Genomic DNA, 14,025 nt, shown 5'->3' with positions numbered 1-14,025 from the left:
TTCCTTAACTAAAGGTGCTGAGCAGGGTCGAAAACATATCCCGGGCCGTGCTGATCACTTTGGCATTCGCCTGGTAAGCCTGGGTGTAGCGCATCAGGTTGGCGGCTTCCTCATCCTGAGAGACCCCGGCGACCGCCTGTTCATTGGAGACCGCAACCTTGAGAAGCGATTGACCCGAGGCCATATTATCTTTGGCCGTGGCCGTATCATTGGCGACCTGGCTGACCATCTGGGAATAGTAATCACTGAAGGTGACCCCTCCCAACCCTGAAATCTTCTGATTCTGAAGGTCCAGAAACTGGTTAAGATTGCTATTATCACCAGGCCCTTTACCGGGTGCCGAAAACGCCAGTTCAGATGGGTCATCGATCGCCAGTTTCAGGCTTTTTGCCGGGTGGTCAGGATCAAAGCTAAACAGGGGCTGCCCGGCCTTTCCCTCAAGATCCTCTCCGGTCGCCTGTACCTGGTTAAAGCTGTTCGCCACCTCAGAAGCCATGCTATCGAGCTGCTGCTGCAGTCGATTTAGATCCTGGGCATTGTAATCAAACAGGGCACCGATTGAGCTGCCGATCCCATCATGGATCCGAGTCGTGGTCCCCGCCGAGGTCAGCGCCAGATCATAACTGCCATCTCCATGCTCCTCGAGCTTGAGCTGCCCCGGCTGGTTTCCAAGGAGCAGGGGCTCACCATTTTTCATATAAAGATTGATGCTGCCATCACTCGCGGTACTGCTCTGAATATCCATATATTGAGACAGGGACTTGAGGGCCCCATTACGCTGATCCAGAAGATCGCTGACATTGCTGCCCCCCGCTTGTCCATCGGCAATCTGCTGGTTGAGCTTGGCGATGTTCCCCAGCACCGAGTTGACCTTGGTCACCGAGCTGGTGAGCTGATCGTGCGACTCGCTGCGTAGCTTCTCCAGGCGATCATCCATCATGTGAAAACGGTTGACCAACTCACCGCTCTGGCTGAGGATCTGCTGACGATAGGCCAGATCCTGCGGGTCTTTCTGCGCCGCAGTAAAGGAGGCGAACAGATCGTCCATCCCCTTTGAGATCGAGTTGCTATCGGCTCCCAGGACGGTATCGATCTGAGAGAGGTACTGATGGCGGGTGGTAAACTGATTGAGCTGGGCCGACTGATTGCACACCTCCCGGCTCAGAAAAGGATCGCTATACCGACTGTAGCGGATCACCTGAACCCCGCCCCCCTGTCCTGGGATGCCCCCCAAAGAAGCCAGCTCAACCCCCTCCCGACAATAGTTGGGATTGCTGGCATTGGCGATGTTTTGTCCGGTGACATTCAACCAGGCCTGGGCCGCATTGATCCCAGACACACCTATATCGATTAAACTCATCTGTTACCATCCATCCGTCGGTTTGCTGTTAATTCGACACCCGGGCATAAATGTTTAGCCTTTGTCTTTATTACCCTTGGGATCGGCATCGGGCTGAACCGTCCCACCCAGCTGGCGAACCAGCATCTCAGACAGGCCCAGACCGTGCTTGCGGCTTATTTCAAATGCTAACTGATCGTCATACATCCCCTGGTAGAGCTGCTGATCCCGGCTGGTCAGAGGGCTGTGCTGCTCAAGGGTTTGATTGGCATCGCGCATGCTTTTTAGCATCATCTGTAAGAACATCGCCTCAAACTGATCGGAGGCCTGACCCAGGGCCTGAGAGGTTTTCCCCTCGCCCTGCAAGTTCTGGAGCTGCGTCGTATCAAAGTAGCTTTGACTGCCGGGTATCTTGATGCTCATCTGTTATATCACCTCCAGTTTGGCCTCCAGGGCCCCCGCTTTTTTCAGGGCCTCAAGGATCGCCATCAGATCCGTTGGAGAGGCGCCCACGCTGTTCAGCGCCGCCACTATTTTCTCCAATGTGGTGCCCGCAGGGAGTAAAAACAGATGCGCCGGTTCATTGCCCTTGACCTGCACCTGGGACTGAGGCGCCACCACTGTGCTTCCCCCCTTGCTCAGAGCGTTGGGCTGACTCACCTTATAATCCTCACTCACCTGGACCACCAGGTTGCCGTGGGCAACTGCCGCCGGCTTGATCCGGACGTCCCCGCCAAACACTACGGTGCCGGTTCTGGCATCGATGACTACCCGTGCCTGAGGCTCACCGGTAGCCACGTTGGTCTGCTCAAGCATCGCCATGAAGGTCACCCTCTGATTGCTCTCAAGAGGAACCTTGATCCGAATTGAGCGATCATTGAGGGCGATCGCCTCACCCGGCCCGAAAATTCCGTTGATCGCCCGCTCAATATTACGCACGGTGACAAAGCTTGGCTCATGCAGGCTCAGGGTCAGAGTTTGAGAGGAATCAAAGGCCGAAGAGATCGAACGTTCCACGGTTCCACCCCCGGGATCCGTCCGGCGGTTGGGATATTAATGGTCACGCCACTGCCATTACGCCCCTCGGCTTTCACCCCTCCGACTATCAGGTGCCCCTGAGCAACGGCGTAGATTTTGCCATCCAACCCCTTGAGGGGGGTCATCAGCAAAGTGCCGCCACGCAAGCTCTTAGCATCCCCTATCGAGGCCACAGTGACATCCAGTGACTGACCGGGGCGCATATCTGCCGCCAGGGAGGCGGTCACAGATACGGCAGCCACATTTTTCAGGTTCAGATTCCCATCGACCTGAACCCCGAACTGATCGAGCATGTTACGCACCGACTGGGCGGTAAACTTGGTCTGTGTGGTACGGTCGCCACTGCCATCCAGGCCCACCACCAACCCATAACCAACCAGTTTATTCGGCCGTACCCCCTGGATATCCACCAGATCCAGCAGGTGCTCGGCCCGGGCCCAGGAGCTGAGCAGAATTAGAAACATAACCGGCAAGATACGATATTTCATCACCACCTCAGTAAGGGAACCAGGAGCTGCTAAAGAACCGGCTCAGCCACCCCTGCCGATTGGCATCGGCCAGGGCACCGGTTCCGGAATAAGCGATATTGGCATCGGCGACCCGCTGGGAAGAGACCTGGTTGAGATCATTAATATCTTCGGGACGAATATAGCCGGTGATCCGCACATATTCGGTGCCCTGGTTGAGCTTGATCCATTTCTCACCCTTGATGCTCAATACGCCGTTTGGCATCACCCCCTCCACCACCACGGTGAGCTGCCCCTGCAACAGGTTTTGCTGCATCGAATTGGTGTTACCATCAAACTTGTGCGAGGACTTAAGGCCCGTTTCAATCGAGCCGCCAAATACCTGAGATCCTGTATGCCCAAACACCACGGGACTGGCCAGATCGTCACTATTACTCTTGTTGATCTTGGTGCCGGACTTATGGTCGGAAACCGTATGTTCATTGAGCACCACGGTGATGATATCGCCGGTTTGGTGCGCCCGGTGATCGCTAAACAGCATCATGGAGGCCCCGCCTCCAAACAGGCTACCATCCTGATGCTCAATGTGGCTGGATGGAAAATTATGGGTCGAGTAGCCATCCTCTCCGGGCTTGGGATCCAGCTTGAGGTTTTCACATCCAGCCAGCAGCAGGCACACCAACAGCAGGCAAGTACGCAGGCTCGGGTTACTTAGGTTCGTCAATTTAGCCTACCTGACTGACTTCTTTGAGCATCTGATCGGCGGCCGAAACCACCTTGGAGTTCATGTCATAGGCACGCTGGGTCGAGATCATGTCTACCATCTCCTGAACCACGCTCACATTAGAACCCTCCAGGGAGTGTTGCTTGATCTCTCCCAAACCATCCTGGCCCGCAATAGATTCGTTTGGCGCGCCACTGGCGGTCGTCTGCTGATAAAGATTCCCTCCCAATGCCTTGAGGCCACAGGGGTTCACGAAGCTGACCAGGGTGAGTTGCCCCAGCGACTGGGAGTCTGTGCTGCCGGCCTGGGTCACGGATACGGTCCCATCGGTACCTATGCTGACACTGGTCGCATCATCCGGAATGGTGATCGAGGGTTGTACTGGAAGCCCCTCCATGGTCACCAGGGTGCCATCGGCATTTTTTTGGAACTGGCCATCCCGGGTATAAGCGATGCTGCCATCAGGCTTTTGAACCTGGAAAAACCCCTGACCCGCGATCGCCAGATCCAGAGGCTGTCCGGTGGTTTTGATGTCTCCCGGGGTAAAAACCTTTTCGGTCCCTGTCACCTTAACCCCCGTCCCCAGCTGCAGGCCAACCGGCAGTTCATTTTGCTGATTTGCCATGGCACCAGCCTCCTGCTCCGTCTGATAGAACAGATCCTCAAAGGAGGCGCGATCCCGCTTAAAGGCCGTGGTATTCACATTTGCCAGATTGTTCGATATCACTGACATCTGCTTTTCCTGCGCTTCAAGGCCGGTCATGCTGACCCAAAGGGATGAACTCATTATTTAAAACTCCATACTTGGGTTATAGGGGGGAGCGCAACAGGCTATCGCCACTTTGCTCAAGGGTTTTCGCGGTTTCCATCATTTTCAGCTGCATCTCAAACTGGCGGCTTGAAGACATTACGGTCACCATCTCTTCCACCGGATTGACATTGCTTCCCTCCAGGGCTTCGGAGCGCACCCGGATAGCTGAAGATGCGCCAAAGGTTTTGCCATCACGCCCATAGATGAGACAACTGCTGCTCCGCTCCAGATCTCGGGGAGAGGCCTGCACCAGCTTGAGCTGGTCCAGCTCAACCATCCCCTGGCCTGCGGTCTGTTCCATTGAAATGGTGCCATCCTCGCCGATATGCAGCTGAGCCGAGGAGGGAACCATGATGGGCCCGCCCGAGCTGCCGATCACGGGAAGCCCCTTGATCGTCATCTCGCCGCTGGCATTGACCTGGATGCTCCCATCCCGGGTATAGGCCTCTTTACCACTGGGATCCATTACCGCCAGATAGCCCCCTTCGGAGGGCTTCACGTCCAGGGCGCGACCGGTCACGATCACATCCCCGCTGCGACCGGACAACCCACCATCACGCACCGCAGCCATTGTCCTGCTATGCCAGCCATCCCCTTCGACAGGCTGGCTATCGGCAAGTGCGATCGCCGCCTGAAACCCCGGGGTATTAGCATTGGCAAGGTTATTGGAGTGCAGCGCCTCCACCTGCATCGCCGCCGAAGCGCCGGTCATCGCTGTGTATAGAGAACGATCCATGACTCTCCCCTTAGATGATCTGCATCAGGGTGCTGTTGAGTTTAGAAGCGGTCTGAATCGTCTTGGCATTGGCCTGATAGTCCCGCTGGGCCGTGATCAGGGTGACCAGCTCCTGGGAGAGATCCACGTTCGATTGCTCCACCGCACCCGATTTGAGCGCCCCCAGCTGACTGCTTCCCGGAGAGCCAATAATCGCCTCCCCCGAACTGGAGGTTTGCTCCCAGGCGGTGTTACCCACTGGGTGCAGGCCGTTTTCATTGCTAAAAGAGGCCATCACCACCTGCCCCTGTAGCTCTCTTTTGCCATTGGAGTAGTCCGCGAAGATCTGCCCCTTATCATCCACCGATAGCTTGGTGAACTGACCCGAGGCGTAGCCATCCTGGGTGGCCTTGTTGATACTAAAATCGGAGGCAAACTGCGACATACCGCTCAGATCCACCTTGGTGGTCATGGAGCTGGCACCACCACTAGGATCCAGTGTCAAAGATTGAGGCTTGTAATCCACCAGCTTTCCTGAACTATCAAATTTCAACGTATCCTCCCCCCCATTATTAGTCACAGATCGACCATCCATCGTGTAATGGACTGTCCAGGTAGTGATACTAGGGTTCTCTGAAGTCTTTCCTTTGACAAAGTACTCCTTCAAACTATGTTGCTTGCCCAAGGAGTCATAGATATTGACCGAGGTAGAGCTGTTGTAACTATCGGAATCACTGGCATCAAAAGGAGTGGTTTTCGGGATCTCATCTCCGGCATTCAAATTCGCGCTAATGGTAACATTGCCACTGGAGCGGGCCGCGATATCACCTTTTTGAATTTGCAGATCACTCACCACAGAGTTTTGCAGATTGCCGTCGCCATCCACCGGATGGCCCTGCAACTTCATCCCCAGATCATTGGTAATGACCCCCTGGCTGTCGAGCTGAAAATAGCCACGCCGGGTGTAGACCTGATGGCCATTCATCGAACCCACAAAAAAACCGCCGCCCTGAATCGCCATATCCAAAGAACGCCCGGTCTCCTGAAAACTACCCTGGGTAAAGCGCTGAGTCTGTGCCGCCAGCTGCACGCCACCCGGGGCATACTGGTTATATACAGAAGCATATTGATTGCGAAAGGATTTATAGCCTGCGCTATTGACGTTGGCGATGTTATTACTGGTCACCTCCAGCTCATCGCTGGCAGCATTCAATCCGCTAAGTCCGATAGAAAAAGACATGATTACTCCTGTAGAGATTAAAGGTGGTGATTGAGGGTAAAGGGAGACATGAGTGCCGATGAGCCGGACGATTTGTCGGCCCCGCCGGTGATCTGGGTGACCTGCTCAATAGGGATCACCCCCATCCCCTCTAAGTGCAGATAGATGCCATTTTGAGCCAGCTCCACACTATCCACCCGGGCCGCTATATTGGTTTGCAGCGGTGTTGGCTCACCGCCGATGGTTGCGGTTGCCGAGATCTGATAGTGGCCCGGCTTGAGCTTGAGTTCGCTCTGATCCAGGGTAAAGGCACAGGCTCCCTGGTTATGATCTCCAAGGTTTACGGAGTCCACCAGCTGATGATCCTCATCATAGATATTCAGCGTCACCTGCTTGGCATCATCCCCCAAGTTGAGTTGCCCCTGAACCTTACCGTCCTGGGTCAGATCAACCTTGTCCGTTGCAAACAGAACCTGGCTTCCCACCATGCTGGTTGCCGTCAGATCCACGGCGGTACTCAGTCCATAGGCCAGTCCCTGAACCTGCTTCTGCAAGGATTGCAGACTACTGACGCTACTGAATTGCGCCAGCTGACTCAAAAACTCAGAGCTATCCTGTGGCTCGGTCGGATCCTGGTTTTTAAGCTGCGCCAGCATCAGGGTCATGAACATGTTTTCATCAACATCCATCCCCTGTTGAACTGGCTGCTGGGTGTTGTCCGCGGACAGCAGGGTGTTGTTCTGAGCATTCACTGAGGTATTCACAACTTAGCCTCCAAGCTTAAGTAGTTTGAGCTGCATACCCCGGGCACTGTTGAGTACCTCAACATTGGTTGCAAAGTTACGCGATGCCGAGATCATATCTGCCATCTCTTCCACAGGATTCACATTGGGAGCATAGACATAGCCCTTGCTATCGGCCTTGGGGTTATCCGGCTGATAACGCCGCTCCAGAGCCTCGGGACTATCGACCACCCCGGCAACCCGAACCGATGCACCATAGTCGGGAGAGGATGAGCCCGCGAGGTTATTTTGGTAAACCGTGGCAAACACGGTTTTTTTGGCATGATATGTTTCGCTCTCACTCCCGCCCACACTATTGGCATTAGCCAGGTTGGAGGCAACCGTATTGAGCCTGACCGTTTCGGCATTCATCGCCGAGCCGACGATCTGATAAATTGAATCGAGTGACATCTCGCTCCTGCCTTAGCTGGACTGCCCCTCAATCGCCTGCTTCAGACCTCGAAGCTGCATATTGAGAAAGCTGTAACTGGTTTGATAATCCATCGCATTTTGGGAAAAGCGAGCCTGCTCCTGACCGATCTCAACCGTATTGCCATCGGCGCTCGATTGCTCCGGGATACGATAATTAAGCTCCCGACTCAGGGCGGGAGCACCGACCCCCTCAAGCCTGGCCTGAGCATCGGTAACATAGGCATTAAAATCCAGGTCTCTGGCCTGATAACCCGGGGTATCTGCGTTGGCAATATTGCCGGCCAATACCTCTGCCCGCTGGATATGAAAACGCAGCATATCGACATGGGCTCCCAGGGCCTGCTCCAGCTTGATACTCACTTTCACCTCTGAACCAACAAAAGCCCACTCTTAAGCAAAAATAATGCCAATATTAAATTCCTTTATTTTCAATACATTGAGCAATATGTGAAATGATATTTCCGGAAGTACCAGGGCGGAGGAAGCCAATGTAAACTCTATTTCCGCCCAAGAGAGGATTGATGAGAAGGTCCCATCAAAATACTCCCGTCTTAATTTTGATAGAGATGAGTCTTTCTGTGAAAGGAGGATTCAGGCTAAACTAGCCACCGGATGGGTGGGATAATAGAACAGATGAAACAGAGGATCGGCTACATCACACTGCTTTGGCTGTTTACTGGACTGGCCTATGGAAGCGTGCTCCAATCTCAGCTTAACCAGGCGATCCACCAACACCTGGATCCCATCCTGGAAAAGATGGTTCAGGAGCAAGGCTCCGGACGCTATCAACTGGATATCTCCCCCCTGCTCCTTCAGGGGGTTGCCCCCTGCCCGAACCCGGTCAAGGTGGAGCCCATGTTGGGCAGCAAGGCGCCTCTGGGCCACTTCACCGTCCGGCTCATTTGCCAAAGTCCGCAAACGCACTGGCAACTGTTTTCCAGGGTCAATGCCCATATCTATGCCAGGGTCGTTGTCAGCAACGCCTCCCTTCACCGCCAGCATAAACTTATTCTCTCGGATTTGGGCTACCGAACGCAGGATCTCAGTACCCTTTATGCCGGCTACTATAGTGCCCGTAAGCCACTCTTGGGGATGGTTGTTCGCCGGCCGCTCCCTCCCGGGCAGGTGATCACTCCAGTGAGCGTAATGAGAGGCGCGATGATAGAGCGGGGTGAACATATTAATATTATCGCCCAGAGTGGAAACCTGAAGATCACGGCTCCCGGGATGGCCTTGCAAAGTGGCAAGCTCCACCAACAGATAAGGGTACGCAATCTAAGCTCTCATAAACAGATCTGGGCTGAGGTCATTAATCATCACCAGGTGCAAACTCACTTTTGATCTTTTTCAACCTGGCTATAAACAATCGGCAACTTGCGTCGAATATAACAACAATCAGGATTTATTGGACACTCTCATGAGCATCGACAAACTCTCATTCATTCGCCCGGTCACCCTAAGTGAGGCTCCCCCATCGAGTCGAGAGAGCCGCTCTCAACCGACCAAAGCTGAGCCTGGCTCAGATATTCTGACCCAGGTGGCTCGCCAGCGTCTGGATGCGGCCCCTGAGGTTGATAACCTCAAGGTTCAGCAGATCAAAGAGCAGCTTCGCCAAGGCTCACTCAATGTTGACATCGAACAGCTGGCAGATAATCTGCTGGATATGGGAGCCAGTATTCACAATGGTAAGTCTTCATGAATCAGCCCCTTGCCCGAAAGATCCAACGACTGTACCAGCTAATAGCAAGGGATACACAGAAGCTGCAGCAACTCAACCGGGTGATGCAGCAGCTCAGTGAAGCGCTTCATCGGTGTAACAGCGCTGAGATAAACCGTCTGATAGAGTGCCAACAGCAACTTTTGCAATCCATTGACCATCAGGGACAACAAAGAGACGGTTTGCTGCAAGCACTCGGGTTCAGTGCCGATAAGACCGGTATCACCCAGTTACTAAAGAAACTTCCACCCAAGATCGCCAATCCCATCGTCCGGCAATGGCAGGCGTATCTTGATGAGATCAACGCCTGTCACCAGCTCAACCAGAATAACGGCCTGTTAATGGCTCAGCAGCAACAGCTCATCAACCGCCTCCTGAGTAAGGCTCCACATCAGCATCCCAATTTACAGTCCCCCCCGAAAAGCTCGGCGTCTTGCTGGGAGAGTGCTGACAGGAGAGTCGCTATCACTACCAAGGCAACTGAGTCGATCGCCTAATGATGTAAGCGAGAACGGTGTTGATGCACAAAGTAGGAAGCAAAGGTTTAAAAGAGGGAGATAGACTAAAATTACAGAAGATACTGACTCCAAGTCTTGAATCGTTGAAGGCATATACACCAGGGTACCCCATGAAACGCATTATTCTATTTTGCCTTATCCTCCTAAGCTCCTGGGGATACTATGCGTTCTCCAAACCTGTCCTGGTTTTTTCAACCGTGGACGATTTCCCCCCCTTCAACTACATGAAAGATGGCGCGCTATCAGGGATTGATATTGACCTTGTGCAGGAGATGGCCAATCGGCTGAACCTGGAGGTCAAGATAGTCTCGACCGCCTGGAAGTCGGTGATGCTTCAAGTCGAAGCGGGCCGGGTCGATGGCGGGTTTGCGGCATTCCTGACACCGCAGCGCCAGGAGTTCAGCCTTTATACGGCGCCACTGCATTACGAAGCGATGCATCTTTTTGTGAATAAAGAGAATGCGTTCTCTTTCAGCTCTCTGAGTGACTTAGATGGAAAGGTTATCGCCAAAGAGAGCGGCGCCTTTATCAGCGATGCGTTTCAAAAAGCCATGGAGCAGCATAAGTTCAGGGTAAATGAAGGCAAGAATATCAATAACCTTAAGATGTTGGACCTTCAGCGCGTTGACGGAGTTATCGGCCATCTGGAGGTGATGCAGTACTATCTCGGTACCCTGAACCTGAGCCATAAAATTGCGCCTATCGCCTCTATCGGTAACAAACAAGCCGCCTACCTGATCCTCTCCAAAAAGTCTAAATATCCAAATCTAAAACAGCTCCAGCAAGAGATCACCAGGGTATTAGAGAAGATGCAGAAAGACGGTACCTACCAGCGCATTGTTGATAACCATGTCATGAATAACCTTCACTGAACCTGATGCTACCCTGTGCCTGTGAGTTCACGGCATAATCCTTGGCATAGGGAGCTATTTTCGAACCGCCCGCCAAATATGCGGAAAATACGATTTTGAGCCATCAAAAAGCTCTTATTTCCCACTCCCCTTCAACTATGAGCAGTGCACTGATGCTCTTAATTTTCACGGCTACTTTTCGTACCTTGCCGCTAACATTCTTTAAAATTTTCACTGCAAAATAGTTATGAAGATAAATTGCGCTGCTTGTTTTTTGATTGGCCTGAGTGTTCTATTCTCACTTCCCAGCTATGCCGTAGCGGATTTTGAGCAAACGGGCTGTCACGATAATGGCTATAACAGCAGGCTTATCCATCAAACCCTCGTTGGTTTTAAAGAAGCCGTTGAAAATGGTACTCCCAGCAAAACGGCTGAATTTTTCAGGTTCCCGCTCAAAGTCTATCTCAGGGACGGGCAGCACCAGATCATCAATCGTGGTTATTTTATCTCCAACTACAACAGGATTATGCCCCCCGAGATCCGAAGCCGGATCGCCTCTATCAATGAGCATCAGCTTTGGTGTAACTACCAGGGTGCTATGTTTGATGCCGGAAACATCTGGTTTAGCGCAACTGACAATACTCTGATAAAAATTACCGCCTTTAACTATCAGCTGCAGCTGCCCGCTCAGAAACATCAGCTTGGTGCCCCCGTCAAGCCTATCTCCAATCCTTCCGCAATCCAAAAACTGCTAGCCTCTCACATGAAAAATGAGAGCCAGGCTTCATCTGCTGATGGGCAGGTTTACAAAGTAGATATCAACAATAACGGCTCCCCTGACTATCTATTTGCCTACCGCGGAGGAGGCTCTTTGAGAACCTCAGGAATCGATACTATATACGAGAAACAGGGAGACAGCTGGAAAAACATCAGCTTTGGGGATGTGATTTACCACAACTTTGGCATTGATGGCTCAGGTTGGTACCTCTTCACTGATACCCCCTTCATAACCCAAAAAGATGGCCTCTACTATATGAATTTCTATAACAATACCCCTCCCCAGGTATGCTCTTATCTTTGGAAGGGCGATAGGCTATCCCTGGTGTCAGGAAATAAAAGTTACTGTATTCATCATGAAAAATAATGGTAACCCTATGCACTGAATTTACAGAATCTAACCGATGAGCAGAAAAAGAACCTCACTGAAGAGGCTCAGACTTACTGCTAGCATAATTAGCTCAGGGGTAATCGACTCTTTTACAAAATATCAGTACTAGCTTCTGAGTAAGGAAAAGATCACTCCCCGCTCAGCCTTTTGCGACTGAGCCTGGATAATCAACCCCGCCTGCTGAGCTACCTGAGCCTGCAGAAACTCGGAGATGCTACGCGCCATATCGGCATCCTCAATGCGTGAGCGGGCGGCCGAGTTCTGGATAATGCTGTCAGACAAGCCATTGACCGTGGACACGAAACGGTTCTGGGTTGCGCCAAGGGCGCTGCGCGCCTGTGTGAGTTCGGCACTCAGACGGTCAATGTTGGCGATCAGGGATCCGGCATTCTCGACACTGGCTACATTGTTCCCCGTATCCGTACTGAAACCTCCCACGTCACTGAGTCCCAATTTATCCAGAGCGGCCTGTTGCTGACCTATGGCTGCCGAGGAGCTGATGTTCACTTCCCGGCCATCCTCTCCCTCCAGAGTCAACTGGCCACGCTGGGTAAGGCTACTGCTAATCGCACTCCCCTCCTGGCTGAAAGCCGTATCACCATTCTCAATATTGATACTTGCCCCACTGCTACTGGAAAGCCGCAGCTCACCCTCGGTGGTGGCACTGGCGGTGATCCCTGAGATCCCGGCGGCATTGATGGTATTTATGGCATCCCCCAGGCTGGTAACACTAAACCCGGAAAACACAAACACACCATTGAGCTCCAAGGCACTGTTATTTTGCAATCCACTCAGATCGACACTGAGATCCAGCTGGTTTGAAGCGCTCGCCGTTACCCCGCTCTGGTCACTGATAGAGTTGATGGCCTGAGCCAGCTCATCGGCGCCAAGCTCACTCCCTAAGGTACCCAAAGCCCCCAGGGCCACACCATTGATCTCAATCCCATCTGCACTGGTAATCGCCTGTCCACTGACCTCGCCACCGGTTAATTGCGAAGCCCCGGTTTGCTGGTTAAAGCCAAACGCCCTGAGGTCCTCAAAGCTTCCGGATGCAGATAGCCCGACTTGAATCGGATCGCCCGTAGCACTACTCAGAGCGATGCTGCCACCAAAAGTACCGGCCTCTAACCCCAGCTGACCCAGATCGCCCAGGGCATTATCGGTCAGGGTGATATCCTTGCCGGTATCATTGAAGATCTGGATCGCACCACTGGCCGTGATACTCGCCTGGGCCCCGGCGACCTCTTGGTTAAATTGTGCGACAAAATCATCCACCGAGGCGGCCCCATTGAGAGTGGTGGTGGTGCCCCCTATCGTCACCTGAATTCCCTGACCGACAGAGGTATCGGCAGCGACCGCCTGCCCCTCGATCAGGTTGCTTGCACTGGCCGTCACTCCAGTCAGCCCCGTTTGCTGGTTGATGAGATCGGCCTTGAGATCCGCATCACCGCCACTAGATGCCGTTAATGCTCCCAAATCCACCCCATTGATGGTGACGCTGCCCGCCGCTATCCCGGAGGTTGCAGCTTCCACCCGTCCACCGTTGAGATCGCCCCGGGCGGCTGAGATCCCCTGCTCCAGGGTATTCCCGGTCAATCCCCCCATGTTGAGCTGCACGCTGGAGTTAAATCCCACCTGAAAGTTGAGGCTTCCCTGGTTTTTGAACACATTGATCCCGTTAAACTGGGTCTGACTGCCGATCGAAGCCAGCTCATCAGAGAGCATACCCAACTCGGATTGAATCGCCCGACGATTACTCTCGGACAGAGTACTGTTACCCGCCTGAACCGCCAGCTCGCGCATTCTCTGCAAAATCGAGTCTGCACTGGCAAGGGCTCCATCGGCAACCTGAGTCATGGAGATCCCATCGTTGGCATTACGAATAGCCTGATTATCGCCACGGATCTGTGAATTCATCCGGTTGACGATCGCAAGTCCCGCCGGATCATCGGCTGCACTATTGATCCGCTTGCCAGAAGTGAGCTTCTCGGCACTGTTAAACAGCACCTGTTGAGCGCGTTGTAGCTGCAGAAAACTCGTTGCATTAGAGACCATCGAATTGATTGTGACCACGGCCGAACCCCTGACAAGATAACAACAGGCCATAGAGATCAAATACCCAATAAATGCCGATTTCGCTATTCAAATAACTAAATGGTGTTAGCAATCACTGCTGATAACCAATAACCATAACCTCTTTTCTGTCTTGACCTTTGACTAAGGTCCAAGGTTTAAACTCATAAA

At 53.0% G+C, this 14,025-nt stretch carries 15 protein-coding genes and 1 pseudogene; 5 read left to right on the top strand and 11 right to left on the bottom strand.

The features are described 5' to 3' along the window. Positions 1-4: 4 nt before the first annotated feature. The 10 genes and pseudogenes from flgK to flgB form a co-directional block, all read right to left on the bottom strand. Entirely contained in the window at positions 5-1,360 is a 1,356-nt protein-coding gene (flgK, locus tag DB847_RS07260) for a flagellar hook-associated protein FlgK (protein ID WP_108650076.1), read from the bottom strand. A gap of 54 nt (positions 1,361-1,414) precedes the next feature. Beyond that, on the bottom strand, positions 1,415-1,762 hold the full coding sequence (locus DB847_RS07255; protein ID WP_108650075.1) for a rod-binding protein: 348 nt from the start codon (positions 1,760-1,762) through the stop codon (positions 1,415-1,417). Positions 1,763-1,765: 3 nt separating this feature from the next. Next, a pseudogene (locus DB847_RS07250) lies at positions 1,766-2,841 on the bottom strand (flagellar basal body P-ring protein FlgI). Between the two features lie 31 nt (positions 2,842-2,872). Then, the gene (flgH, locus tag DB847_RS07245; protein WP_234418531.1) at positions 2,873-3,568 is read right to left on the bottom strand and encodes a flagellar basal body L-ring protein FlgH; all 696 of its coding nucleotides are present in this window, start codon (positions 3,566-3,568) and stop codon (positions 2,873-2,875) included. A gap of 1 nt (position 3,569) precedes the next feature. Beyond that, positions 3,570-4,355 (bottom strand): flagellar basal-body rod protein FlgG, encoded by a 786-nt coding sequence (flgG, locus tag DB847_RS07240; protein WP_108650074.1) that lies wholly within the window; start codon positions 4,353-4,355, stop codon positions 3,570-3,572. Between the two features lie 22 nt (positions 4,356-4,377). After that, a complete protein-coding gene (locus DB847_RS07235) occupies positions 4,378-5,115 on the bottom strand; it encodes a flagellar basal body rod protein FlgF (protein WP_108650073.1) in 738 nt (245 codons plus the stop codon). Between the two features lie 10 nt (positions 5,116-5,125). Then, positions 5,126-6,334 (bottom strand): flagellar hook protein FlgE, encoded by a 1,209-nt coding sequence (flgE, locus tag DB847_RS07230; RefSeq protein WP_108650072.1) that lies wholly within the window; start codon positions 6,332-6,334, stop codon positions 5,126-5,128. 17 nt (positions 6,335-6,351) lie between these two features. Then, positions 6,352-7,077 (bottom strand): flagellar hook assembly protein FlgD, encoded by a 726-nt coding sequence (locus tag DB847_RS07225; protein ID WP_108650071.1) that lies wholly within the window; start codon positions 7,075-7,077, stop codon positions 6,352-6,354. Positions 7,078-7,080: 3 nt separating this feature from the next. Next, complete coding sequence (flgC, locus tag DB847_RS07220) at positions 7,081-7,506, bottom strand: flagellar basal body rod protein FlgC (RefSeq protein ID WP_108650070.1); 426 nt, start codon at positions 7,504-7,506, stop codon at positions 7,081-7,083. 12 nt (positions 7,507-7,518) lie between these two features. After that, on the bottom strand, positions 7,519-7,887 hold the full coding sequence (gene flgB, locus DB847_RS07215) for a flagellar basal body rod protein FlgB (protein WP_108650069.1): 369 nt from the start codon (positions 7,885-7,887) through the stop codon (positions 7,519-7,521). Positions 7,888-8,160: 273 nt separating this feature from the next. Between flgB and flgA the strand changes: the two genes are divergently transcribed. From flgA to DB847_RS07190, 5 genes are all read left to right on the top strand, one after another. Next, on the top strand, positions 8,161-8,868 hold the full coding sequence (flgA, locus tag DB847_RS07210) for a flagellar basal body P-ring formation chaperone FlgA (protein WP_159084444.1): 708 nt from the start codon (positions 8,161-8,163) through the stop codon (positions 8,866-8,868). A gap of 76 nt (positions 8,869-8,944) precedes the next feature. Further along, positions 8,945-9,226 carry a flagellar biosynthesis anti-sigma factor FlgM gene (gene flgM, locus DB847_RS07205; RefSeq protein ID WP_108650067.1) on the top strand — a complete coding sequence of 94 codons (282 nt, stop codon included), beginning with the start codon at positions 8,945-8,947 and terminating at the stop codon, positions 9,224-9,226. Further along, positions 9,223-9,741 carry a flagella synthesis protein FlgN gene (locus tag DB847_RS07200; protein ID WP_108650066.1) on the top strand — a complete coding sequence of 173 codons (519 nt, stop codon included), beginning with the start codon at positions 9,223-9,225 and terminating at the stop codon, positions 9,739-9,741. Before flgM ends, DB847_RS07200 begins: the two co-directional genes overlap by 4 nt. A 131-nt stretch (positions 9,742-9,872) precedes the next feature. Next, complete coding sequence (locus tag DB847_RS07195; protein WP_159084443.1) at positions 9,873-10,634, top strand: substrate-binding periplasmic protein; 762 nt, start codon at positions 9,873-9,875, stop codon at positions 10,632-10,634. A gap of 226 nt (positions 10,635-10,860) precedes the next feature. After that, positions 10,861-11,757: a hypothetical protein gene (locus DB847_RS07190; protein WP_108650064.1), complete on the top strand. Its 897-nt coding sequence runs from the start codon at positions 10,861-10,863 to the stop codon at positions 11,755-11,757. Positions 11,758-11,886: 129 nt separating this feature from the next. Here the strand turns inward: DB847_RS07190 and DB847_RS07185 are convergent, their stop codons facing one another. After that, positions 11,887-13,854 carry a flagellin N-terminal helical domain-containing protein gene (locus DB847_RS07185; protein ID WP_159084442.1) on the bottom strand — a complete coding sequence of 656 codons (1,968 nt, stop codon included), beginning with the start codon at positions 13,852-13,854 and terminating at the stop codon, positions 11,887-11,889. Between the last annotated feature and the right edge of the window lie 171 nt (positions 13,855-14,025).

Source organism: Dongshaea marina (genome assembly GCF_003072645.1).
GTDB classification, from domain to species: domain Bacteria; phylum Pseudomonadota; class Gammaproteobacteria; order Enterobacterales; family Aeromonadaceae; genus Dongshaea; species Dongshaea marina.
Note: the sequence above shows the minus strand (reverse complement) of the source record. Positions and strands in the feature narration are given on the sequence as shown.